Annotated in this window: 18 protein-coding genes; 8 read left to right on the top strand and 10 right to left on the bottom strand. The window is 63.6% G+C overall.

Going from position 1 to position 22,323, the window contains the following annotated elements; all coding sequences use genetic code 11:
• Positions 1–18 precede the first annotated feature (18 nt).
• The 4 genes from ahcY to K3F44_RS21825 all read left to right on the top strand — a co-directional run bounded on the left by ahcY (position 19) and on the right by K3F44_RS21825 (position 5,584).
• Complete coding sequence (gene ahcY, locus K3F44_RS21840) at positions 19–1,428, top strand: adenosylhomocysteinase (protein ID WP_101315760.1); 1,410 nt, start codon at positions 19–21, stop codon at positions 1,426–1,428.
• A gap of 146 nt (positions 1,429–1,574) precedes the next feature.
• Entirely contained in the window at positions 1,575–2,420 is an 846-nt protein-coding gene (gene metF, locus K3F44_RS21835; protein ID WP_220632951.1) for a methylenetetrahydrofolate reductase [NAD(P)H], read from the top strand.
• A gap of 241 nt (positions 2,421–2,661) precedes the next feature.
• Positions 2,662–3,447, top strand: coding sequence for an ABC transporter substrate-binding protein (locus tag K3F44_RS21830; RefSeq protein WP_220632950.1), 786 nt, complete (start codon positions 2,662–2,664; stop codon positions 3,445–3,447).
• 220 nt (positions 3,448–3,667) lie between these two features.
• A complete protein-coding gene (locus tag K3F44_RS21825; protein WP_220632949.1) occupies positions 3,668–5,584 on the top strand; it encodes a DEAD/DEAH box helicase in 1,917 nt (638 codons plus the stop codon).
• A 60-nt stretch (positions 5,585–5,644) separates the two neighbouring features.
• On the opposite strand, the gene K3F44_RS21820 is transcribed toward K3F44_RS21825, so the two are convergent.
• From K3F44_RS21820 to K3F44_RS21810, 3 genes are all read right to left on the bottom strand, one after another.
• Positions 5,645–6,223, bottom strand: a complete 579-nt coding sequence (locus K3F44_RS21820; protein ID WP_101315752.1) for a YceI family protein — start codon at positions 6,221–6,223, stop codon at positions 5,645–5,647.
• A 31-nt stretch (positions 6,224–6,254) separates the two neighbouring features.
• Entirely contained in the window at positions 6,255–6,806 is a 552-nt protein-coding gene (locus K3F44_RS21815; protein ID WP_101315750.1) for a cytochrome b, read from the bottom strand.
• 203 nt (positions 6,807–7,009) lie between these two features.
• Positions 7,010–8,884: a flavin monoamine oxidase family protein gene (locus tag K3F44_RS21810; RefSeq protein WP_220632948.1), complete on the bottom strand. Its 1,875-nt coding sequence runs from the start codon at positions 8,882–8,884 to the stop codon at positions 7,010–7,012.
• Positions 8,885–9,115: 231 nt separating this feature from the next.
• On the opposite strand from K3F44_RS21810, the gene K3F44_RS21805 reads away from it, so the two are divergent.
• The 3 genes from K3F44_RS21805 (at position 9,116) to K3F44_RS21795 (ending at position 11,567) form a co-directional block, all read left to right on the top strand.
• The gene (locus K3F44_RS21805) at positions 9,116–9,277 is read left to right on the top strand and encodes a hypothetical protein (protein ID WP_220632947.1); all 162 of its coding nucleotides are present in this window, start codon (positions 9,116–9,118) and stop codon (positions 9,275–9,277) included.
• A gap of 81 nt (positions 9,278–9,358) precedes the next feature.
• Positions 9,359–10,765 carry an adenosylmethionine--8-amino-7-oxononanoate transaminase gene (locus K3F44_RS21800; protein WP_220632946.1) on the top strand — a complete coding sequence of 469 codons (1,407 nt, stop codon included), beginning with the start codon at positions 9,359–9,361 and terminating at the stop codon, positions 10,763–10,765.
• Positions 10,766–10,847: 82 nt separating this feature from the next.
• Positions 10,848–11,567: a 16S rRNA (uracil(1498)-N(3))-methyltransferase gene (locus K3F44_RS21795; protein WP_101315742.1), complete on the top strand. Its 720-nt coding sequence runs from the start codon at positions 10,848–10,850 to the stop codon at positions 11,565–11,567.
• Between the two features lie 7 nt (positions 11,568–11,574).
• Here K3F44_RS21795 and trhA read toward each other — a convergent pair whose 3' ends face one another.
• From trhA to K3F44_RS21760, 7 genes are read right to left on the bottom strand one after another with little or no spacing between them, the layout of a single operon-like run.
• Positions 11,575–12,192 carry a PAQR family membrane homeostasis protein TrhA gene (gene trhA, locus K3F44_RS21790; RefSeq protein ID WP_101315740.1) on the bottom strand — a complete coding sequence of 206 codons (618 nt, stop codon included), beginning with the start codon at positions 12,190–12,192 and terminating at the stop codon, positions 11,575–11,577.
• Between the two features lie 32 nt (positions 12,193–12,224).
• A complete protein-coding gene (locus K3F44_RS21785) occupies positions 12,225–12,686 on the bottom strand; it encodes a chemotaxis protein CheW (RefSeq protein WP_101315738.1) in 462 nt (153 codons plus the stop codon).
• Positions 12,679–17,640: an Hpt domain-containing protein gene (locus tag K3F44_RS21780; protein WP_220632945.1), complete on the bottom strand. Its 4,962-nt coding sequence runs from the start codon at positions 17,638–17,640 to the stop codon at positions 12,679–12,681. Before K3F44_RS21780 ends, K3F44_RS21785 begins: the two co-directional genes overlap by 8 nt.
• Before the next feature lie 10 nt (positions 17,641–17,650).
• Positions 17,651–19,711, bottom strand: a complete 2,061-nt coding sequence (locus K3F44_RS21775) for a methyl-accepting chemotaxis protein (RefSeq protein WP_101315734.1) — start codon at positions 19,709–19,711, stop codon at positions 17,651–17,653.
• 10 nt (positions 19,712–19,721) lie between these two features.
• Positions 19,722–20,270, bottom strand: coding sequence for a chemotaxis protein CheW (locus K3F44_RS21770; protein ID WP_220632944.1), 549 nt, complete (start codon positions 20,268–20,270; stop codon positions 19,722–19,724).
• Complete coding sequence (gene pilH, locus K3F44_RS21765) at positions 20,267–20,632, bottom strand: twitching motility response regulator PilH (protein WP_101322927.1); 366 nt, start codon at positions 20,630–20,632, stop codon at positions 20,267–20,269. Before pilH ends, K3F44_RS21770 begins: the two co-directional genes overlap by 4 nt.
• A gap of 45 nt (positions 20,633–20,677) precedes the next feature.
• The gene (locus tag K3F44_RS21760) at positions 20,678–21,079 is read right to left on the bottom strand and encodes a PleD family two-component system response regulator (RefSeq protein ID WP_101315730.1); all 402 of its coding nucleotides are present in this window, start codon (positions 21,077–21,079) and stop codon (positions 20,678–20,680) included.
• A gap of 236 nt (positions 21,080–21,315) precedes the next feature.
• Here K3F44_RS21760 and gshB point away from each other — a divergent pair, with 236 nt between their 5' ends.
• The gene (gene gshB, locus K3F44_RS21755) at positions 21,316–22,269 is read left to right on the top strand and encodes a glutathione synthase (protein WP_150571194.1); all 954 of its coding nucleotides are present in this window, start codon (positions 21,316–21,318) and stop codon (positions 22,267–22,269) included.
• Positions 22,270–22,323: the final 54 nt, after the last annotated feature.

Below are 22,323 nucleotides of genomic sequence, written 5' to 3'. Positions count from 1 at the left end.
TACGAATGGAGGCTCTTCATGAGCGCTGTAAACACGCCTGCTGGTTTTACCGATTTCAAGGTCGCTGACATCTCCCTGGCCGCCTGGGGCCGTCGCGAAACCATCATCGCCGAATCGGAAATGCCGGCACTGATGGGCCTGCGCCGCAAGTACCTCGAAGAGCAACCGCTCAAGGGTGCGAAAATCCTCGGCTGCATCCACATGACCATTCAGACTGCCGTGCTGATCGAAACCCTGGTTGCCCTGGGTGCCGAAGTGCGCTGGTCGTCCTGCAACATCTTCTCCACGCAAGACCAGGCCGCTGCGTCCATCGCCGCTGCCGGTATCCCGGTATTCGCCTGGAAAGGCGAGACCGAGCAAGAGTACGAGTGGTGCCTGGAGCAGACCATCCTCAAGGATGGCCAGCCATGGGATGCCAACATGATCCTCGACGACGGCGGCGACCTGACCCAGCTGCTGCACGACAAGTACCCACAGGTTCTCGATCGCGTCCACGGCGTTACCGAAGAGACCACCACCGGTGTTCACCGTCTGCTCGACATGCTGGCCAAGGGCGAGCTGAAAGTCCCGGCGATCAACGTCAACGACTCGGTCACCAAGAGCAAGAACGACAACAAGTACGGCTGCCGTCACAGCCTCAACGACGCTATCAAGCGCGGCACCGACCACCTGCTGTCGGGCAAGCAGGCGCTGGTCATCGGCTACGGTGACGTCGGCAAGGGCTCGGCCCAGTCGCTGCGTCAGGAAGGCATGATCGTCAAGGTTTCCGAAGTTGACCCGATCTGCGCCATGCAAGCCTGCATGGACGGCTTCGAGCTGGTTTCGCCGTTCATCGACGGCCTCAACACCGGCAGCGAAGCCTGCATCGACAAGGCTCTGCTGGGCAAGATCGACCTGATCGTGACCACCACCGGTAACGTCAACGTCTGCGATGCGAACATGCTCAAGGCGCTGAAAAAGCGCGCTGTAGTGTGCAACATCGGCCACTTCGACAACGAAATCGACACCGCTTTCATGCGCAAGAACTGGGCATGGGAAGAGGTCAAGCCGCAGGTGCACAAGATTCACCGCACCGGCGCTGGCGACTTCGATCCGCAGAACGACGACTACCTGATCCTGCTGGCCGAAGGCCGTCTGGTCAACCTGGGCAACGCCACTGGCCACCCAAGCCGGATCATGGACGGCTCGTTCGCCAACCAGGTGCTGGCACAGATCTTCCTGTTCGGGCAGAAGTTCGCTGACCTCTCGGCCGAGAAGAAAGCCGAGCGTCTGACCGTTGAAGTGCTGCCGAAGAAACTCGACGAAGAAGTCGCTCTGGAAATGGTCCGTGGCTTCGGCGGCGTGGTCACCCAGCTGACCTCGCAGCAGGCCGAATACATCGGCGTCACCGTCGAAGGCCCGTTCAAGCCAGACGCCTACCGCTACTAAGCGAGTGGCCCGCGGCAGACATGCTTGCTGCGGGCAGTCCATGCAATGAATGACGCCAAGCCAGACCGGCCTTCACCGCTCTGGCTTTTACTTGCAGATTGCAGCTGAAGGCGCGCTACTGGCGTTGGCTGCATGAGGAACGAACGATGTCCGAAGAACGCCGTTACAGTTTCGAGTTTTTCCCGACCAAGACCGAAGCCGGTCACGAAAAGCTGATGGCCGTTGCTCGCCAGCTGGCTGGCTACAATCCTGATTTTTTCTCCTGCACCTACGGCGCTGGCGGTTCGACCCGCGACCGCACGCTTAACACCGTGCTGCAGCTGGAACATGAAGTCAAAGTCGCCGCCGCACCGCACCTGTCCTGCGTCGGTGATTCCAAGGCCGACCTGCGCGGCTTGCTCAGCGAATACCGGGCTGCCGGCATCAAGCGGATCGTCGCTCTGCGCGGTGATTTGCCGTCAGGCATGGGCATGGCCTCGGGCGAACTGCGCTACGCCAGTGACCTGGTCGAGTTCATCCGCCAGGAAAGCGGCGATCACTTCCACCTGGAAGTTGCCGCTTACCCCGAAATGCACCCGCAGGCGCAGAACTTCGAAGCCGACCTGAGCAACTTCGTGCGCAAGGTCAAGGCCGGTGCCGACAGCGCCATTACCCAGTACTTCTTCAACGCCGACAGCTATTTCTACTTCGTCGAACGCGTGCAGAAAATGGGCGTGGATATCCCGGTAGTGCCCGGCATCATGCCGATCACCAACTACAGCAAGCTGGCGCGCTTCTCCGACGCCTGTGGTGCTGAACTGCCGCGCTGGATCCGCAAGCAACTGGAAGCCTATGGCGACGACAGCGCGAGCATCCAGGCCTTTGGCGAAGAAGTGATCAGCAACATGTGCGAGCAACTGCTGCAAGGCGGCGCACCTGGGTTGCACTTCTATACCCTGAACCAGGCCGAACCGAGCCTGGCGATCTGGAACAACCTCAAGCTGCCACGCTAACGCGATCTGCTTTGTGTAGGAGCGGCCTTGCCGGGGCGCCGGACCGGTCGGAAAGGCCAGCGTAGCTGGCCCGGCGATATTGGCGGCGAAGCTGAAAATCTGGGGCCGCTGCGCGGCCCTTTCGCGACACAAGGCCGCTCCTACAGGCGTTTGTGAACGGCACCCAGGTGTTTACAACTATCAGCGTTTGTACAAGCCCCGTTCACTGTTCATCGCCCGATGGACGGCGTACTCTCACGCCATGTCGCCTCTGCCCCGCCTACTCTGCCTGTTGCTTGTCTGCCTGAGCTGTTCGGCTCAGGCCGAACGCCTGCGCGTGGTCAGCGATGACTGGGCGCCTTATGTCTACGAACACAACGGCCAGCCGCAGGGTATCGAGTACGAGGTTGCCAGCGAGGTGTTCAAGCGCCTCGGTGTGCAGGTCGACTGGGAGTTCATGCCGTGGAAGCGATGCCTGGCGATGGTCGAGCAGGGCCAGGCCGATGGCGTGCTGGGGATTTTCCAGAACGATGCGCGCAAGGTGTTCATGGTGTTCCCGGACGAACCCCTGTCCGCAGTCGAGTTCGTTCTGCTCGGCAGACACGGCCAGCACCGCGCCGTCAAGCGACTGGAGGACCTCGCCGGGCTGACCCTCGGCACCTCGCCGGGCTACGACTATGGCGCGGCATTCAATCAGTCGACATTGTTCAAACGTGAGCCGGCGCCCACTCACGAGGCCAATTTCGGCAAACTGATGCTCGGCCGCATCGATCTGCTGGTCACCGACAGTCGCGTCGGGCGCTATCTGCGCCGGCAGATGGGGCTGCAGCAGCAAATCGAACAATTGCCGCTGCTGATCGATCGGCAAAACCAGTATCTGGGTCTGGCGCGCAAGCCCGGGCGCGAACAACTGGCTCGCTCGTTTGCCGACGAACTGCGCCGTTTCAAGAAAGAACCCGCCTACGTGCAGATGATCGCTCGCTTCGAAGACGACCTTGGAGTGCTGCCTGGCGCCGTTGAGCAGCAGGAACGCAGCACACTTCGCTAGCTCTGTTATACTCGGGCCTTCCCGCCAGGCTCACGCCCGGACGCTCGGTCTTCATCCAGGCATCTCGATCATCGCCAACGCGCTCTACAGCGCAGGCCCGATGTTTCTCTGATGCGCAGTGGACACCAAGCTGGACCGGACGCGATCGCATCCCTCAGATGCCCGTCGCGCCAGGCAGATCACCCTATAGGGCCTAGCCCCCACCAGAACAGGATTGCCCATGTCCTTTGCTTCCCTCGGTCTCTCCGAGGCACTTGTCCGCGCTATCGAAGCAGCGGGCTACACCGAGCCTACCCCAGTGCAACAGCGGGCCATCCCCGCCGTGTTGCAAGGTCGCGACCTGATGGTCGCCGCACAGACAGGTACTGGCAAAACCGGCGGTTTCGCCCTGCCGATCCTGGAGCGTCTGTTCCCGGGCGGCCACCCAGACAAATCCCAGCGCCACGGCCCGCGTCAACCGCGGGTACTGGTGCTGACCCCGACCCGCGAACTGGCGGCTCAGGTGCACGACAGCTTCAAAGTGTATGCACGCGACCTCAGCCTGGTCAGCACCTGCATCTTCGGCGGTGTCGGCATGAACCCACAGGTTCAGGCCATGGCCAAAGGCGTCGACGTACTGGTGGCCTGCCCTGGCCGCCTGCTCGACCTCGCCGGCCAAGGCAAGGTTGACCTGTCCCGCGTCGAAATCCTGGTCCTCGATGAAGCCGACCGCATGCTCGACATGGGCTTCATCCATGACGTCAAGAAGGTCCTCGCCCGTTTGCCGGCGAAGCGCCAGAACCTGCTGTTCTCGGCGACCTTCTCCAAAGACATCACCGACCTCGCCGACAAGCTCCTGCACAACCCCGAGCGCATCGAAGTCACGCCGCCGAACACCACGGTCGAGCGTATCGAACAGCGCGTCTACCGCCTGCCGGCGAGCCACAAGCGTGCCCTGCTGGCGCACTTGATCACCCTCGGTGCGTGGGAACAGGTGCTGGTCTTCACCCGCACCAAGCATGGCGCCAACCGCCTGGCCGAGTACCTTGAGAAGCACGGCCTGCCGGCTGCAGCGATCCACGGCAACAAGAGCCAGAACGCACGCACCAAGGCCCTGGCCGACTTCAAGGCCAACGAAGTGCGCATCCTCGTCGCAACCGACATTGCCGCGCGTGGCCTGGACATCGACCAGCTGCCGCACGTGGTCAACTTCGAGCTGCCGAATGTCGAGGAAGACTACGTGCACCGCATCGGCCGTACTGGCCGTGCCGGTCGCTCAGGTGAAGCCATCTCGCTGGTTGCCCCGGACGAAGAGAAACTGCTCAAGAGCATCGAGCGCGTCACTCGCCAGAAGATCCAGGACGGCGATCTGATGGGCTTTGACGCCAGCACCGTCGAAGTCGAGAAGCCTGAAGTCCGTGAGCGCCCGCAGGCCAACGGCCGCGGTGGTCGTAACCAGCCGCGCAGCGACGCCGGCAAAGACAGCAACGGCGGACGCAAGGACAAGGGCAAGGACAAAGGCCGCGCCAAGCAGAGCAGCGCCGCTGAAAAGCCGGCCGACAAGCCTGCAGGTGAGCGCCAGCAGCAGCCGCGCAAGCCACGTGAGAACAAGCCGCGCCAGCCACAGGGCGAGCGCCGCGAAGCATCGGCGCCAGCCAACGGTAATGGCAACGGCAACCGTGACCCGGAAGCGTTCCTCGACGACGACGTGGATAACTTCGGTAACAAGGCCGACTACGTCAGCCCTTACCAGAATGGCAAGAACCAAGGCCGCAACCGTCGCCCAGGCGCTGCAGCTGGTGCCGGCCAAACCCAAGGCAGCGGCACTCGCGGTGCCGGTGCGCCAGCAAAAGGCCGTAGCAACAACGGCGGCAGCGGCCAGCCCCGTCAGGGTGCTGGCGACAAGCGCCCACGCAGCAACAACGGCAGCAACGCTGGTGGTGGCCGTCGCGACGGCAACCCGGGCCGTAACCGCCCAGCCCGTGACGACAGCGCTCGTCAAGAGCCAGCAGTACGCAACCCGCGTGAATCGCAAAGCCAGCCAGTGATCATCCGCAAGGAATCCAAGCTCGAGCGTTACCCAACGCCTGAGCAGCTGGAAGACTTGCCGAGCCGCCCGCGTGGCGAGCGCCCGGCCCTGCTGACCCGTAATCGCTGATTACGGTTTTGCAGACATGAAAAAGCCGCCCTGATGGGCGGCTTTTTCGTTTGCGGCTGATTACTTCTGCTTCACGCCTTCAACACTGATATCCAGATCCAGTGTCTGCGAGGTTGGGCCTGGGCCCTTGATGCCGAAGTCGTTCAGGTTCAGGGTAGTGGTGGCGTTGAAGCCAGCGCGCTCGCCGCCCCATGGATCCTTGCCTTCACCGTTGAAGGTAGCCTTGAAGGTTACCGGCTTGGTCACACCGTGCAGGGTCAGGTCGCCGGTCACATCAGCGGTCTTGTCACCGGTCGATTTGACTGCGGTGGAGACGAACTTGGCCTCTGGATACTTGCTGACGTCCAGGAAGTCCTTGCTCGCGATGTGCTTGTCACGTTCGGCATGGTTCGACCACAGGCTGGCGGTCTTCAGGTCGACGTTGATCTTGCTGGCTTCAGGCTTGGCCGAATCCCAGGTAAAGCTACCGTCGAAGTCTTTGAAAGTACCGTGGATGAAGCTGTAGCCCAAATGGCTGATCTTCCAGTCAACGAACGCGTGCTGGCCTTCCTTGTCGATCTTGTAGTCAGCAGCCATGGCCTGACCAGCGGCGAACAGAGCGGTACCGAGCGCCAGAGCGGCAAAAGTCTTTTTCAACATCCTTTCGATTCCTTGCAATTGAGGTTGAGGGTCAAGCTTTGCGGCCCAGCATACGAGTCAGGGTCGCGTCACGGTCGATAAAGTGGTGTTTCAGTGCTGCCAGGCCATGCAGGACGGCGAAAATCACCAGCCCCCAGGCCAGGTAAAAATGGATCACGCCAGCGGTGTCAGCCTGGTCGGGCAGGTTGCTGAGCAATGCCGGCACATCGAACAGGCCAAACACCGAGATCCCCGCGCCATCGGCGGTAGAGATCAGGTACCCGGCGATCATTACCGCAAACAGCCCTGCATATAAAGCCAGGTGGCCCAGTTTGGCTGCAACTCGGGTGAAGCGGTCATGGCTGGCCAGCACTGCCGGCGGTGGACTGATGAAACGCCACAGCACCCGCAGCAGCATTACCGCCAGCAACACCAGGCCAATACTTTTATGCAGATCCGGGCCGGCCTTGCGCCACGGGTCGTAATAGTCAAGATCGACCATCCACAGGCCCAGGGCAAACAGCCCGAAGACTGCCAGCGCTACACCCCAGTGCATGACCATGCTGACCAGGCCGTAGCGAGTTGATGAATTGCGTACTTGCATGTTGGCGGCGCTCTCCCTTGAAGCTGCGTACAGACTAGCGCGAAACGTATCGAATAAAAGCGGAAAAAACTGCTTTGGTAGATCGAATTAATCGATGCTTATTCTCTCGACCGGTTATTAAGGAAACATTAACCCTAGACCAGCCCGATACGCTCGCAGAATGAGAAAGGGCCGCGATGCGGCCCTTGGGGGTGTTGGATCAATCAGCCTTGGCTGGTGGTCGCCGGTTTCTTCACCGGCTCGGCCTTGGCGGGCGCCTTTTTCGCTTGCGCAGGCTTGGTTGCGGCCTTCTTCGCGGCATCCGATTTGGCAGCTGGCTTATGCGCAGGCGCATGCTTGGCTGGTGCGGCCTTGCTTGCCGCAGGCTTGACCGGTGCAGGCTTGGCCGCAGGCTCCGGTACCGGCGCAACCACTGGCGCTGGTTCAGGCGCCGGTGCTACTGGTGCAACTTCCGCAGCCTTGGCCACAGGTGCCGGCTTGGCTGCAGGCTCTTCTGCGCCACCAAACAGGCGCGAGAAGAAGCCAGGCTTGGCTGGCTCGGCGTCCTTGGCCTTGGCCGGCTCGTCCTTGGCTGGCGCGTTGTCCGCCTTGGCCGCCTTGTCGCCGCCGCCAAACAGATTGGAGAAGAAGCCGCCCTTGGCCGCTGCGGCGCCGGTTGCGGCAGCTGCCGCCACAGGCACGGCCTTGACCGGATCAAACGACTTGCCTGCCAGCAGGTCCTGCACCTGGCCGGCAGCACGCTGGCCGCTGCGCAGGGCGCCTTCGAGCGTGCCTGGGTAGAGCGCGTCGGTATGCTCACCAGCGAAGCTGATGCGCTGCAGAGGGCGCTCCCACAGGCGCCAGTATTTGCTGATCTGCCCCGGGCCATATGCCAGATAGGCACCACCAGTACCAGGATCCGCGCTGTAGCGCTTCACTTCATAGCCAGTGAATGCGCCGCGCGCCTTCGGGTAGAACGCATGCAGGCGGATCAGCACCTGGTCAGCCATCTGCTTGTCGCCAAAGGCCTGCAACAGACGGGCGTTGTCGCCCGACAGGTTGATTACCACGTTGGCACCACCTTTCAGCGCCGGCTCGATCCAGAGCATGCCCAGGCCGGTGTTGCTGAAGATCTCACCCGACATCCGCGCCCGGCTTTCCCACACAGGCTGCTTGAACTTGAGCAGTATCTGGTCACGCCAGCCATAGTTGGTGCCTTTGATCGCAGCCATATGCTGGTTGTCCAAACCTGGGGTCATCTGGATCTTGGCCAGTGCCCGCAGCGGCACCGCCATCACCAGGTAGTCGGCGCGATAGCCGACAGCGCCGACCTTGACGGTAACGCCGTCCTTGTCCTGGACGATCGCGGTAACCGGTGCGTTGGTCTTGATGGTTTTCAGCTGTTTGACGAAGGCCTGAGCCAGCACCGGGCTACCGCCAGGCAGCCGCGCAGCACGCAGGTCACGGTCGCTGACGCCACGATAGACGCGGGTCTGCTGGGCGAAATAGAGCAGCGACAGGCGCGAAGGCTCGTCATAACGGCTGCGAATCTGCTGGTTGATCAATTGCCGCGCAGTGGCAGGCAGTTGCAAACGGTCGAGCCAGTTGGCGACGTTGATCTGGTCGAGGGCGAATAGCGTGCTGTTGGCCTGCGGGTTGAGCGGGTCGTCGATCGAGCGGGCCAGATCGTCGAGGGTTTTCTCGTAGCGCTTGAGCGCTTCGGCAGTTGCCGGCTGCTTGACGGCCAGGTCAGCTGCGCTGAAGTATTCGCCATCGATCAGGTAGCCCGGCGTGCGCACGAACTCAGGGGCCGGCAAGGTATCGAGCTTGAAGCGATCCAGGTACTGGTTGAGTACCGGCTGGGCTTTGCCGTTGCCGATCCATTCGCTGGTGGCCAGGCCAGAGCGCCCGCCCATGCCCGCCTTGGCTTCCAGCAGCGTGACCTGCCAGCCTTTGTTCTGCAGCTCGTAGGCAGCCGTCAAGCCGGCCAGGCCGCCACCGACGACGATTGCCGTGGGTGTCTTGTCCTGCGCCAGCGCCGAGGTGCTGGAAAATCCGATCAATACCAACGCGCACAGGCGCACCCAAGCAGCAGCCATGTCGGCAAACTCCGGTTGAAAACAGGTCGATGAAAACGGGAAAGAAGTCCCGAGAAAATTGCGCTAAGAATACGTCACCCGTGGGCACCCTGCCAGCAGGGCGATGCCAAGCCGCTTACGCAACTGGCATTTTTGTCAGTAGCCAGCAGCGCCGCTTTCGTCGGACAGTGGCGTCGACGACCGCAGCGGGACTTTCAGCCATGCAACAGCACCAATACTTTCTGGCTGACCTTGTCAGGCCTGGCCGGCACCGAAAGCGTGCCTGGTCACTACGCCAGTTCGCCCACCCGCCAGTTGCTGCTGGGGCCATTTCGCACCCTGACCATCTCCACCACCCACGCCGGCACCGTGCACATCCCGGCCCTGAGCTGGCAGCCCGTTGTGCGCCATTGAGCCTGATCACGGTTGTGGTGGCCGGCACCTTTGCTTAGGCTTGTGCGGTCAAACCAAGCCGTGCCGCCAGGAGAAGTGCCGATGGGCCTCAATGATCAGTGGATGCAACGTGACCTCAAGGTCCTGTGGCACCCCTGCACCCAGATGAAAGACCACGAAAAGCTGCCGCTGATCCCGATCAAGCGCGGCGACGGCGTGTGGCTCGAGGACTTCGAAGGCAAGCGTTACCTGGACGCCGTCAGTTCGTGGTGGGTCAACGTGTTCGGCCATGCCAATCCGCGCATCAACCAGCGCATCAAGGACCAGGTCGACCAGCTCGAACACGTGATCCTGGCTGGCTTCAGCCATCAGCCGGTGATCGAGCTGTCCGAGCGCCTGGTAGCCATGACTCCAGCCGGGCTGGACCGAGTGTTCTACGCCGACAATGGCTCGTCGTGCATCGAAGTCGCGCTGAAGATGAGCTTCCATTACTGGCTGAACAAGGGCCAGAGCAGCAAGAAGCGCTTCGTCACACTGACCAACAGCTACCACGGTGAAACCATCGCAGCGATGTCGGTGGGCGATGTACCGCTGTTCACCGAGACCTACAAGACGCTGTTGCTCGACACCATCAAGGTGCCCAGCCCGGACTGCTACCTGCGCCCTGAAGGGGTCAGCTGGGAGGAGCACTCGCGGACGATGTTCCTGGCCATGGAGCAGACCCTCGCCGAGCATCACGCCACTGTCGCGGCAGTCATCGTCGAGCCGCTGATCCAGGGCGCCGGCGGCATGCGCATGTACCACCCGGTTTACCTCAAGCTGCTGCGCGAAGCCTGCGACCGTTATGGCGTGCACCTGATCCACGACGAGATTGCCGTGGGCTTTGGCCGCACCGGGACGATGTTCGCCTGCGAGCAGGCCGGCATCCGCCCGGACTTCCTCTGCCTGTCCAAGGCCCTCACCGGCGGTTACCTGCCGCTGGCGGCCTGCCTGACCACCGATGATGTCTATCAGGCTTTCTACGACGACTATCCGACCCTGCGCGCATTCCTCCACTCGCACAGCTACACCGGCAACCCGCTGGCCTGCGCTGCCGCGTTGGCAACCCTGGATATCTTCGAGCAGGACAACGTAATCGAGGCCAACAAGGCCCTGTCAGCGCGGATGGCCAGCGCTACTGCACACCTGGTCGATCACCCGCATGTGGCCGAAGTGCGCCAGACCGGCATGGCCCTGGCCATCGAAATGGTCGAGGACAAAGCCAGCAAAACCGCTTACCCATGGCAGCAACGGCGCGGACTCAAGGTATTCGAACATGCCCTGACCCGCGGCGCCCTGCTGCGCCCGCTGGGCAGCGTGGTGTACTTCCTGCCGCCGTATGTGATCACCCCCGAGCAGATCGACTTCCTTGCCGAGGTGGCCACCGAGGGCATCGATATCGCCACCCGCGACAGCATCAGCGTGGCCGTGCCGCAGAATTTCCACCCCGACTTTCGCGATCCGGGCTGAGCACAGCCCGTGCAGCAGGCCTCGGCGGCGGGCTCTCCCGCCGCCGAGGTGTATGTGTCTTCCCTAATTCCAGAGCAGAACCATGAGACTGTCCCGCTTCTTTATCGACGCCCCGCTGTCCATCGGCGAACACGACCTCCCCGAAGCCCAGGCCCATTACATCGGCCGCGTGCTGCGCATGGCCGCCGGCGATGCCGTGCAGCTGTTCGATGGCAGCGGCCAGGAGTACCTCGGCCAGCTGCTTGAAGTGGGCAAGAAGAGCGTGCGCGTCAGCCTCGACCAGGCTCTGCCCGGCCAGGCCGACTCAAGCCTGCACGTGCACCTCGGCCAAGGCCTGTCGCGCGGCGAGCGGATGGACTGGGCCATCCAGAAAGCCACCGAACTGGGCGTCAACCAGATCACCCCGATCGTCAGCGAACGTTGCGAAGTGCGGCTCAAGGACGAACGCGCCGACAAGCGTCTGGCGCACTGGCGCCAGGTGGCGATCAGCGCCTGCGAACAATGCGGCCGCTCGACCCTGCCGCTGATCAATCCGCCATTGACCCTGGCCGAATGGCTGAAGGCAACCGAGGCTGACCTGAAGCTGGTGCTGCACCCGGTCGCCGAGCCGCTGACCAGTCACCAGCGGCCTGAGCGGCTGGCGTTTCTGATCGGCCCTGAAGGCGGTTTGACCGACGCCGAGGTCGAGCAGGCCAAGGCCGCCAGCTACCATGCCGCGCGCCTCGGCCCACGCGTGCTGCGTACCGAAACCGCGCCGGTAGTGGCGCTCGCAGTAGCGCAGCAGCTGTGGGGCGATTTTTAACTGCTGCTCAGCGCACGTAGAAGCTGATGGCGATGAAGTGCAGCAGGCTGCCGGCAATCACGAACAGGTGCCAGATGCCGTGCCAGTGGCGAAAGCGGCTGTCATAGGCGAAGAAGATGATGCCGATGGTGTAGCACGCACCACCGGCCGCCAGCCAGGCAAAACCGGCAGTGCCCAAAGTCTGCAGCAGCGGCTTGACCGCTACCAGCACGATCCAGCCCATCAGCGCATAGATGATGATCGACAGAATCCGCGCTTCCGAGCGCGGCTTGATCTCTTGCAGCATGCCGATCACCGCCAACCCCCAGACCACCCCGAACAGGCTCCAGCCCCACGGGCCGCGCAGGCTGATCAGGCAGAACGGGGTGTAGCTGCCGGCAATCAGCAGGTAGATCGACAGGTGATCGAGCTTGCGCATGATCACTTTGGCCTGGCCGCGGGTGCTGTGGTACAGGGTCGAGGTGCTGTATAGCAGCACCAGGGTGCCGCCGTAGATCGAGAAGCTGATGATCTTCCATGGGTCGCCTTGCAGGCCGGCGGTGATGATCAGCCAGCTGGCACCGATGAAAGCCAAGATGGCACCGACCAGGTGCGTCCAGGCATTGAAGCGTTCACCGTAATACATGCAGTCAAAGACCTCCTCGCTAGTTCCGGGTTTCAGCGCAGCGCCGCCTCGCGCACCATCCGCTCCAGCGCGACCAGGTCCGGCACCCGCGCTACTTGCTCGCCTACCTGGACCGCCGCCAGCTCCAGCGCGTTCAACGGCACGTCGACATAATTGAGCTGGCTGTCCAGCTTGCACGCCCGCGGGATGCCCTGCAGCAGCAACGCCAGGTAGCGCAGGCCGGTATCACCCAACGCATTGAGTACGACAATCCGCGCGCGCGCGCCGCACACCGTCTGGCCGCCACAGGCCGCCTCGAAACCAATCAGCGGCAAGCGTTGCTGGCGCCAGTCGAGCCAGCCCAGGTGCCAGTTTGGCTCACCGATCTGACAAGACAACGCACGCTGGCCGATCAACTCTGCCACAGCCACATTCGGCAGAACCAGGGTCCGATCACCCAGGGGCAGCAGCAGGCCGGTCAGGCTGCTGCGTTGGCCGGCGATATGTTCAAGCATGGGTTTGGCTCCAGTGGGCAATGCTTTGCAGCAGCAGCGACTCCTGATACGGCTTGCCCAGGTATTCGTTGACGCCGATGGCCATGGCTCGGTCGCGGTGCTTATGGCCGCTGCGCGAGGTAATCATGATGATCGGCAGGTCCTTCAGGCGCTGGTCCTGACGAATCCGCGTGGCCACTTCAAAGCCATCCATACGGGGCATTTCGATGTCCAGCAGCAGTACGTCAGGCCGATGCTCTGCCAGCAGGGCCATGGCATCAACGCCGTCCTTGGCGGTCAGCACGCTCATGCCGTGGCGCTCGAGCAAGCGGCTGGTGACCTTGCGCACCGTTACCGAATCGTCGACCACCATCACCAACCGTTGCCGAGGCGCGGCCTCGAACTGCCGCTGCTGATGCACATCGCCACTGGGCAGCCGGGCCAGGCGCCGTTGCTGGCCGCGGAGCTGGCCGAGCAGATCGAGAATCAGCACCACCCGACCGTCACCGAGCAAGGTTGCCCCGGACAGCCCCGGCACTGCAGCAAACTGCGGGCCGAGGCTCTTGACCACGATCTCGCGGCTGGGTGACAGGCTGTCGACCTGGATCGCGAACGACGCTTCCTGCGAATGCACCAGGATCACCGGCAGCGGCACGCTCTGGCCAAGCAGGCCAGGCCGGGCAACACCGCTTTGCAGCAACTCGCCCAGGTAGCGCAGCTGGTAGGCGTGGCCGCCATACACGTAGCTCGGCGTATCCAGCTGGTAGCAGGCAGCCAGTTCGCTGGGCGGCACGCGGACGATGCCTTCGATGGTGTTGAGCGGAATGGCGTATTGCTCATCACCCAGGTGGACCATCAAGGCGCGGTTGATCGACACCGTGAATGGCAGGCGGATCTGGAAGCGCGCGCCCTTGCCGGGGCTGGAAGCGATGCTCATGGCGCCGCCGAGCTGCTTGACCTCTTCATGAACAACATCCATGCCCAGCCCGCGGCCGGAAATCTGAGTGATCTTTTCTGCCGTCGAGAAACCGGGGCGGAGGATGAACTGGAGGATTTCGTGGTCGCTCAGGCGCGCGCGCGGATCGAGCAGGCCGCGCTTGATGGCTTTGTCGCGCACCGCCGCGAGCGGCACCCCGGCACCGTCGTCACTCATCTCGATAACGATGTCGGCGCCTTCGTGGAGCAGATTCAGATGGATCGTACCTTGCTCAGGTTTACCGGCAGCCAGGCGCGCCTCGCGCGACTCCAGGCCATGGTCGACGGCGTTGCGCAGCATGTGTTCAAGCGGCGCCACCATGCGCTCCAGCACGCTGCGGTCAAGCTCGCTCTCGGCATTGCCGACCACCAACTCGACCTGCTTGCCGAGTTCGCTGGAGACCTGCCGCACGACACGTTGCAAACGCGGCACCAGGCGCTCGAACGGCACCATCAGGGTAGCGGTAAGGCCCTCCTGCAACTGGCTGTTGACCCGCGCCTGCTGCTGCAGCAGGCCGTGGGCTTCCTGCGCCCCCTGAGCCAGGGTTTCCTTCAGGTCGAGCAGGTCCGAGGCGGATTCGAACAGCGCCCGCGACAGTTGCTGCAACTGTGAATGGCGGTCCATTTCCAGCGGATCGAAATCGTCATAGCTGTCGCTTTCAGCCTGATAACGGCTGGCGCTGCTGGCCTGAGTTTCTATCTCCAGGCGCAGCAACTGATCACGCATGCGCTCAAGGGTGGTTTCCATCTCGCTGAGGGCGAACTGGGCGTCGCTGACCTGCTGCTCGATACGGCCGCGGATCAGCGCGTGCTCGCCGGCCAGGTTGCCAAGATCATCGAGCAGCTCGGCATCGACCTTGACCATATCGCCCGGCGCCCGCTCCGGGGCAACCGCTGCCGGTTCAGCGGGCACTGCCGCTTCGCTGGCGATGGCCGGCGCGGCGGCGCTGTCGGTCAACGCCGCGCTGCTGAAGTTGCGGATGTAGTCGATCAGCGCCGTGGCCGCATGCAGCGGCTCGCCCAGGCGCACCGCATCGAGCATGTGCGCCAGGCGGTCGTGGCAGTTCTGCAGCAGGGCAAACAGCGCTGCGGTCGGCGGCAGGCGGCCAGCGGCAAGCAGCTCGTAGAGAAATTCCAGCTCATGGGCGAGGTCGCCGATCGCGGCGATTTCGACCATGCGCGCGCCGCCCTTGAGCGTATGCAGGTCGCGCAGCAGGGTCTCGACCTCGACACTGCTGCGCGGGTCGGCCTGCCAGCGGGCCAGCGCTGCCGCAGAGCTTTCGACGATGTCCGAGCTTTCTTCGAGGAACACCTCGAGTAGCTCCTGATCACCTGGGCTGTCCGCCGCTTCGGCGGGTTCAACAGGCTCTACAGTAGCCGGAGCCTGACTTGGCTCGGGCGGTGCTTCGAGCAGCGCTGGCTGCACTACTTGCGCATATTCGAGGGGAGGCAGCGGCGTGACCCCATCACGGCCGATCAGGCCGGTGCCATCGGGCGCCAGCGCTTGATCGAGCAGTGCGCGCAAACCGTCGACGCACTCGCTGCGCGAGCTGACTTCCTGCCCGGCGGCAATCTCGTCGAGCATGTCGATCAGCACGTCGTGGGCCTGGCGGGCCTGGTTGAAAAAGCGCGTGTCGGCGACCAGGCTGCCCTCTTCCACCGCACCGTACAGATCGAGCAGCGCCTCACAGACCTCGTCCACTTGCCAGAGGTCGGCCAGGTTCGCGCCGTGGCTGAGATTGGTCAGTTCGTCGAGCAGGGTTTCCAGCTCCTGACGCTGCTGCGGTTGCTGCTGCCAGCGCGCCAGCAGCGACTCGGCATCGAGCAGAATGTCCATGCTCTCGGCCAGAAAGCTGGCGATCAGCTGCGGGTCACGCCGACTACGGCGATTGGCCGAGGATTCGTCGTGCAATGCCGCTAACTGAGCATCGACGCCCTGACCAACCTGTTCGATCAACTCGGCGGCGCCGGCGATGGGCGCCAGCGGTGTGCTGTGCAGCTGCGCCAGGCCCAGATGGAACAGCGCGTGGGCGGCTTCCAGCCAGTCGAGTTCGGTCTGTTGCAGGCGCAACTCATGGCTGCGGTATTCCCGCGCGAGCCGATCGAAGGCCGTGGCCAGCTCGGCGATCGGCATCACCCCGGCCATGGCGGCGCTGCCCTTGAGCGTGTGCAGCGCGCGCTGCAAGCTGTCGCTGACCGGCGTGCCATGGCTGTCGGCAGCTAGCAGAAACGCCTCGAGGCTGGCCAGATGGCCTTGCGCCTCGTTACGGAAGATCTCCAGCAACTGCGGATCAAGCCCATCCAGCCCCGCCGCGACAGGGGCTTCGTTGACGGCCAGCGCGTGCAACTGGCTGACCAGATGCTCGACCTCGGCCAGCGGCGGCAAATGGCCCACGGCGAAGTCGGCGAGCAGGTCCGGCAGGCGCACGAAAGCCTGCTGCAAGGCGACCAGGCCTTGCCCGGCCAGGCCGACCCGGCCTTCGAGCACCCGGTTGATCAGCCGCTCGGCGCCCCAGGCCAGCTCCGCCAGAGCTTCGGCGCGGACCATGCGGCCGCTGCCCTTGAGCGTGTGCAAAGCCCGGCGCACTTCGATCAGCGCCTCACGCAGGCTGTTGTCGGCACGCCAGCGCAGCCAGTGGCGTTCGATCTCGGGCAGCAGCTCGTTGGCTTCTTCAAGGAATACCTCGCGCAACTCGGCGTCGATTTCCTCGCCTTCATCGGCCAGTGCGCCATGCCCACAGTTCACGCCAAGCGCCGCCAGGCTGGACCTGGCCATGTCGATGAACGGCTGGGCGTCGGCCAGCGGATCAGCCACGCGCCACTGCAAATAGCATTCGCCGGCACACAACGCATCGGCCAGGTGGGTCAGTTCATCCAGCTGTGGCTCTTCCTCCAGATGCGCCAGCCAGCCCTGCACATAGCCTGCGGCACCGGCAAACAGCTCGGCGGCAGCAGGCAGCATGAGCATCGCCAATGCACCGCGCACTTGCTGCAACAACCCCGGCAAGGCTTGCAGGCGCTGACGTGGCCAGCCCGATTCGAGGCAGTCGCCAATCAGGTCCTTGGCCTGTTGCAGCACCGACACCGCTTCGCTGAGGACCACGTGGCGGATGTGCGCCATGTCCGAGCCGGGCATGCTGCCCTGGCCGCTTTCTTCCAGCGGGCCGACCATACCATTGAGGGTTGCCTCGACGTACAGCAGGGCCCCGGCAACGTCCATCAACAGCGCATCGTCGACGCTCTGCTGATCCTGTGCCAGAGCCTGCAACGCCAGCACCTGATCGATGATGACCCGCCGCGGTTGCTGGAAATTCAACACTGCCAGGGTGTCTGCGACCTGACGCAAGGGCGCGACCAGGGCGTCCAGTTGCTCGCGCGATTGCTCGCCTCGGACAAACTGATCGAGGCAGTCCTTGATCCGCATCAGGTCATCGCACAGCGCCGCCACCACCGAACGCAGGGCGTCGCGGCCCTGGCCAGCCTGTAGTTGCTCGCGCCAGTTGCCCAGCGACAGGTCCAGGTCAGCCAGGTCGGCAGCACCGGCCAGGCGCTGCGCCGCTTCACCCATCAGGCTGCCCTGGGCCAATGGCTCGACACCACGGCACTCACGCAGGCGATTGAGCAACGGCAGCATCACCAGCGGCAGGTCGTGGCGGGCGCCGCGCAGGCGCTCTAGGTAAGGTGGTAGCTGTTCAAGGCCACGGAACATCGCGCCGAGGCAGTCGCCGCGCGGGCTGATCTGGCCGTCGGCCATGGCCCGTCCGAGCAACTCGAGTTCTTCGGCCAGGCGCGTCGCCCCGCGCAGTTCAAGCATGCGCAGGCAACCGTGGACCAGGTGCAGGTTATCCACATACAGCGCCAGCGTGGCCAGCTCCGTCGGGTCGCCGGCAAACCGCTCAAGCGCCTGCCGGGCCTGGGCCAGGCAATCGAGAATGGGCGCCTTGGTCCAGGCCAGGGCGACCGTGTCGTGACGTTCGGGGCTTACTGCTGCCGAGGCCATGGGTTACTCCTCAGCGGGGTTCGGCCGGGGCCGGCAAGGTAAAACCGGAGACCGAGCGGCGCATCTCGCTGGCCATCCGCGCCAGGTGGCGAATGCTGTCGGCGGTGGCGCCGGAGCCGCTTGAGGTCTGCGCGGTAATCTGCTGGATCACAGCCATGGTGTGGGAAATCTGCCCGGCTGAAGAGGTCTGCAGTTGGGCGGCATCGGAAATACTGTGGATCAGCTCGGCGAGGGTCTGCGAGACGCCTTCGATTTCCGCCAGAGCCACCCCGGCATCCTGCGCCAGACGCGCTCCGCGGACTACTTCGGCGGTGGTCTGCTCCATGGAGATGACCGCCTCGTTGGTGTCGGTCTGAATGGTCCGCACCAACGCCTCGATCTGCCGGGTGGCCGACGACGAGCGTTCGGCCAGACGCTGAACTTCGTCGGCAACCACAGCAAAACCGCGGCCGGCTTCACCGGCCAGCGAGGCCTGAATCGCTGCGTTGAGGGCGAGAATGTTGGTCTGTTCGGCAATGTCGTCGATCAGGCTGACGATGTCGCCGATCTCCTGAGACGACTCACCCAGGCGCTTGATCCGTTTGGCGGTGTCCTGAATCTGCTCGCGAATGTTGTCCATGCCGTGGATGGTGTTGTGCACCACCTCGTTGCCTTTGTTGGCGATGGCCACTGAACGCTCGGCGACCTTGGCCGACTCGTAGGCGTGGGCCGACACCCGGTCGATCGACTCGACCATGTCGCCCACCGCCACCGAGGCTTCGCTGATCTGCTCGGCCTGCTGCTCAGAGGCCTTGGCCAGCTGGCGTGCGGTGTTCTGCGTGTCCTGCACGGCGGCGGCAACCTGCAGGGCGCTGTGGTTGATGGTGGTGACCAGGTCACGCAGCTGGTCCACCGAGTAGTTGATCGAGTCGGCGATGGCCCCGGTGAAGTCTTCGGTGACCGACACCGTCACTGTCAGGTCGCCGTCGGCCAGCTCCTCGATTTCGTCGAGCAGGCGCATGATTGCTTGCTGGTTGCGCTCGTTCTTTTCCGCGGTTTCGCGCAGCTGGCGATTGGTCGCGCGGACCATCACCGAGCCGATGAGGATGATCGAGGCCAGCGCCAGCAAGCCGAGCACGTAGCCGCCAACGGTATCAAGGGTGCGCCCGTTGGCCAGGTTCTCGAAGCTGTTGGCCAGGTGCGAGGCTTCATCGAGCAGGGTTTGCGACAGGCTGAAAATATTGCTCGCCGCTTCGCGCACGCGGAACAGTTCGGGGGAGGTTTCGAGGATTTCATCGACACTGCCGGAGACAAACTGGAACAGCTCGGCAATCTCCGCCAGCCGCGCGCGGGCATCGGCGTCCTCGACCCGAGTGACCTGGATCGCCGGGTTGCCGCCGAGCATGCCTTCAAGCACCTGACCAAAGCGGCTGGCATCGCGGCCAAAGGCATCGGCCGCCTGCGCTGCCGAGTCATCACCGGCCAGCACGGTGTTGACCGAACCCAGAATCCGCTCAGCCAGCAACAACTGGCGCTGGGCTACCGCCACTTGCGCGGCGGGGGCACCGCTTTGCAGCAGGATCTCGACCACCTTCTCGTATTCGACCTGCAACTGCGGCACGGTCTCGGCGAGGGTTGCCGCGACCTGGTGCAGCGACAACACGGTCTGTTCGCTGGCGAGGATCACGTCGGTGTTCTTGCGCAGCGTCTCCCAGTCCTGGCGCACCGCTTCCATTTCATCGCGGACCTTGGCTGGCGCTGCCGGCAGCGCGGTGGCCTTGTCACCTTCACGCAGGTAGCCCCAGCGCCGCTCGAAGTCGTTGCGCGCATCGGACAGCAGGCGAAACGCCAGGGCCTTGCCGGCAGCGGCCTCGGTAGCGTTCTTGGCGATACGTTGGGACAGCACGCGCAACTCACCGGCGTGGCCGATGTACTGCTTGTCGTAATTGGACTGGGTGTTGAGGTAGGCGAAGTTGGCGAACAGCAGGATGATCGACAGGATCAGCACCACGAACAGCACGGTGATCTGCGCACTGCTGCGCACGCGCGGGGTCACGGCCGGTGGAGTGACGGGGCTGACAGGCTTGTTCACGGTCGATCCTCTACAACGCTACATCAAGAAAACCCGGCGCCTGGGCCAGGGCCAGCGGGCTGAAGATGGCCCAGTTGTGCCCGCGGGCAAAATGGCCCTGCACAAACGGCGTCGCCGCCGCCAGCAACGGCTGCGGTGGCGACAGCTCAAGACTGCTCAGGCTGAAGTGCTGCAACCCCAGCACCTCATCGACCAGCAAGCCGGCAAACAGTGCCTCGTGATCCAGCACCAGCACCCGCCGTTGCTTGCCTGGCGGCAGTGGCCCAAGGCCGAAAAAACTGCTCAGGTCCATCACCGGCAACAGCCGCCCACGCAGGTTGGCCACCCCGCATACCCACGGCTGCACGCCGGGGACGCGGCTGCTGCGCGGCTCGCGCAAGACTTCGGCGACTTCGACCATGGGCGCCACGAACCACTGCTCGGCAACGCGAAAGCCAATCCCGCTCCACTGTTGCAGCCGGCTGTCCTGCGACGGCTGATCGGCCTCCAGCAGACGGCAGCGGCGATCGATGTCGAGCAGCAGCTCGAACGCAGTCAGCGAGGCGCGGCGGGTGGTCAAATGTCGAGCACCGCTTTCAGCTTGGCCAGCAGCGAGTCTTCATCAACCGGCTTGATGAGAAAATCACGCGCGCCCTGGCGCGCCGCCCAGACCCGATCGGTTTCCTGGTCCTTGGCGGTGATGACGATTACCGGGATGCCGCTGGTAGCGGCGTCCTTGCTCAGCTGGCGAGTTGCCTGAAAGCCGTTGAGGATGGGCATGACGATGTCCATCAGGACCACATCGGGCTTTTCCTGGCGGGCCAGCGCCACGCCGTTGGCGCCGTTGTCGGCCTTGAGCACCTCATGGCCATGCTTTTCCAGGATCGCGGTGAGTTTGTGCAACTCTGTCGGCGAATCATCGACAATCAGAACTCGGGCCATGCTGTTCCCCATTGAAGGAAAGTGCCGCCGCCATGCCAGGCGCGGTCAGGATGCAGGTTGCGCCTGGGCGGCAAATTCCGGCACATGGGCCCGGATCGCCTCAAGCAATTCTTCTTTGCTGAATGGTTTGGTCAAAAATTGATCAGAGCCAACGACGCGGCCGCGGGCCTTGTCGAACAGGCCATCACGCGACGACAGCAGGATCACCGGGGTGTCCTTGAAGGCGCTGTTGTGCTTGATCACGGCGCAGGTCTGGTAACCGTCCAGACGCGGCATCAGCACGTCGACGAAGATGATCCGCGGCCTATGGTCGACAATCTTGGCCAGCGCGTCAAAGCCGTCGCTGGCGGTGATCACTTCACAGCCGACCTCACCCAGCAGCAGCTGCGCAGTGCGGCGGATCGTGCGTGAATCGTCGATCACCATCACCTTCAGGGGTTGTTCCATAATCGCCTACCGACAATGACGTTGCGCCGCACAGTACAAGGTTCACGCGCCCGGAAAAAGCGCTGCGCCAGCGACTGTGCGCATTTACCAGCAGCTTATAGCGTGCAGCTTGAAGCTGCACGCATCCTGACAGCCTTTGCCATCGCCGCCCCCTTGACCGACGGCGCGCGCGGCGCCACCCTGAGCCACTTTATCTATTGCCATCGCGGCCAATTGCCGCCAAGAGGAATTCCCCCATGAGCGTTCGCCTCGGGATTGTCATGGACCCTATCGCGTCCATCTCCTACAAAAAGGACAGTTCGCTGGCCATGCTGCTGGCAGCCCAGGCCCGCGGCTGGACGCTGTTCTACATGGAGCAGCAGGACCTGTACCAGAGCGCAGGCGTGGCGCGGGCGAAGATGCGCCCGCTGCAGGTATTCGCCAATCCCGAGAAGTGGTTCGAGCTGGAGGCTGAAATCGACGCACCGCTGAGCGACCTCAACGTGATCCTGATGCGCAAGGATCCGCCGTTCGACATGGAGTTCGTCTACAGCACCTACCTGCTGGAGCAGGCCGAAGCTGCCGGGGTACTGGTGGTCAATCGCCCGCAGAGCCTGCGCGACTGCAACGAAAAGCTGTTCGCCACACTGTTCCCGCAGTGCACCCCGCCGACCCTGGTCAGCCGCCGCCCGGACATCATCCGTGCGTTTGCCGCCGAGCATGGCGATGTGATCCTCAAGCCGCTGGACGGCATGGGCGGCACCTCGATCTTCCGCCACCGGGTCGGTGACCCGAACCTGTCGGTGATCCTCGAAACCCTGACCGCGCTTGGCACCCAGCAGATCATGGCGCAAGCCTACCTGCCGGCAATCAAGGACGGCGACAAGCGTATCCTGATGATCGACGGCGAGCCGGTGCCGTACTGCCTGGCGCGCATCCCGGCCAGCGGCGAAACCCGTGGCAACCTGGCTGCTGGCGGCCGTGGTGAAGCGCGCGAACTGAGCGAGCGCGACCGCTGGATCGCCGCCCAGGTCGGGCCAACCCTGCGCGAAAAGGGCCTGCTGTTCGTCGGCCTGGACGTGATCGGCGAGCATCTGACCGAAATCAACGTGACCAGCCCGACCTGCATCCGCGAAATCGACAACGCCTACGGCACCCAGATCGGCGTGCAGTTGATGGACGCCATTGATCGCAAGCTGAAGGCGCGCTGACCACCGACGCGAAGCGCAATCGCTCAGTGCGGTATGATGCCGGTCCTTTGACCT

The organism is Pseudomonas sp. S07E 245, assembly GCF_019599025.1.
Lineage (GTDB): Bacteria > Pseudomonadota > Gammaproteobacteria > Pseudomonadales > Pseudomonadaceae > Aquipseudomonas > Aquipseudomonas shirazensis.
This window is presented reverse-complemented; position numbering and strand designations above follow the sequence as displayed.

Coding starts and splice junctions, on each gene's coding strand:
- ahcY (WP_101315760.1), top strand. CDS start 19: ATGAGCGCTGTAAACACGCCTGCTGGTTTTACCGATTTCAAGGTCGCT.
- metF (WP_220632951.1), top strand. CDS start 1,575: ATGTCCGAAGAACGCCGTTACAGTTTCGAGTTTTTCCCGACCAAGACC.
- K3F44_RS21830 (WP_220632950.1), top strand. CDS start 2,662: ATGTCGCCTCTGCCCCGCCTACTCTGCCTGTTGCTTGTCTGCCTGAGC.
- K3F44_RS21825 (WP_220632949.1), top strand. CDS start 3,668: ATGTCCTTTGCTTCCCTCGGTCTCTCCGAGGCACTTGTCCGCGCTATC.
- K3F44_RS21820 (WP_101315752.1), bottom strand. CDS start 6,223: ATGTTGAAAAAGACTTTTGCCGCTCTGGCGCTCGGTACCGCTCTGTTC.
- K3F44_RS21815 (WP_101315750.1), bottom strand. CDS start 6,806: ATGCAAGTACGCAATTCATCAACTCGCTACGGCCTGGTCAGCATGGTC.
- K3F44_RS21810 (WP_220632948.1), bottom strand. CDS start 8,884: ATGGCTGCTGCTTGGGTGCGCCTGTGCGCGTTGGTATTGATCGGATTT.
- K3F44_RS21800 (WP_220632946.1), top strand. CDS start 9,359: ATGGGCCTCAATGATCAGTGGATGCAACGTGACCTCAAGGTCCTGTGG.
- K3F44_RS21795 (WP_101315742.1), top strand. CDS start 10,848: ATGAGACTGTCCCGCTTCTTTATCGACGCCCCGCTGTCCATCGGCGAA.
- trhA (WP_101315740.1), bottom strand. CDS start 12,192: ATGTATTACGGTGAACGCTTCAATGCCTGGACGCACCTGGTCGGTGCC.
- K3F44_RS21785 (WP_101315738.1), bottom strand. CDS start 12,686: ATGCTTGAACATATCGCCGGCCAACGCAGCAGCCTGACCGGCCTGCTG.
- K3F44_RS21780 (WP_220632945.1), bottom strand. CDS start 17,640: ATGGCCTCGGCAGCAGTAAGCCCCGAACGTCACGACACGGTCGCCCTG.
- pilH (WP_101322927.1), bottom strand. CDS start 20,632: ATGGCCCGAGTTCTGATTGTCGATGATTCGCCGACAGAGTTGCACAAA.
- K3F44_RS21760 (WP_101315730.1), bottom strand. CDS start 21,079: ATGGAACAACCCCTGAAGGTGATGGTGATCGACGATTCACGCACGATC.
- gshB (WP_150571194.1), top strand. CDS start 21,316: ATGAGCGTTCGCCTCGGGATTGTCATGGACCCTATCGCGTCCATCTCC.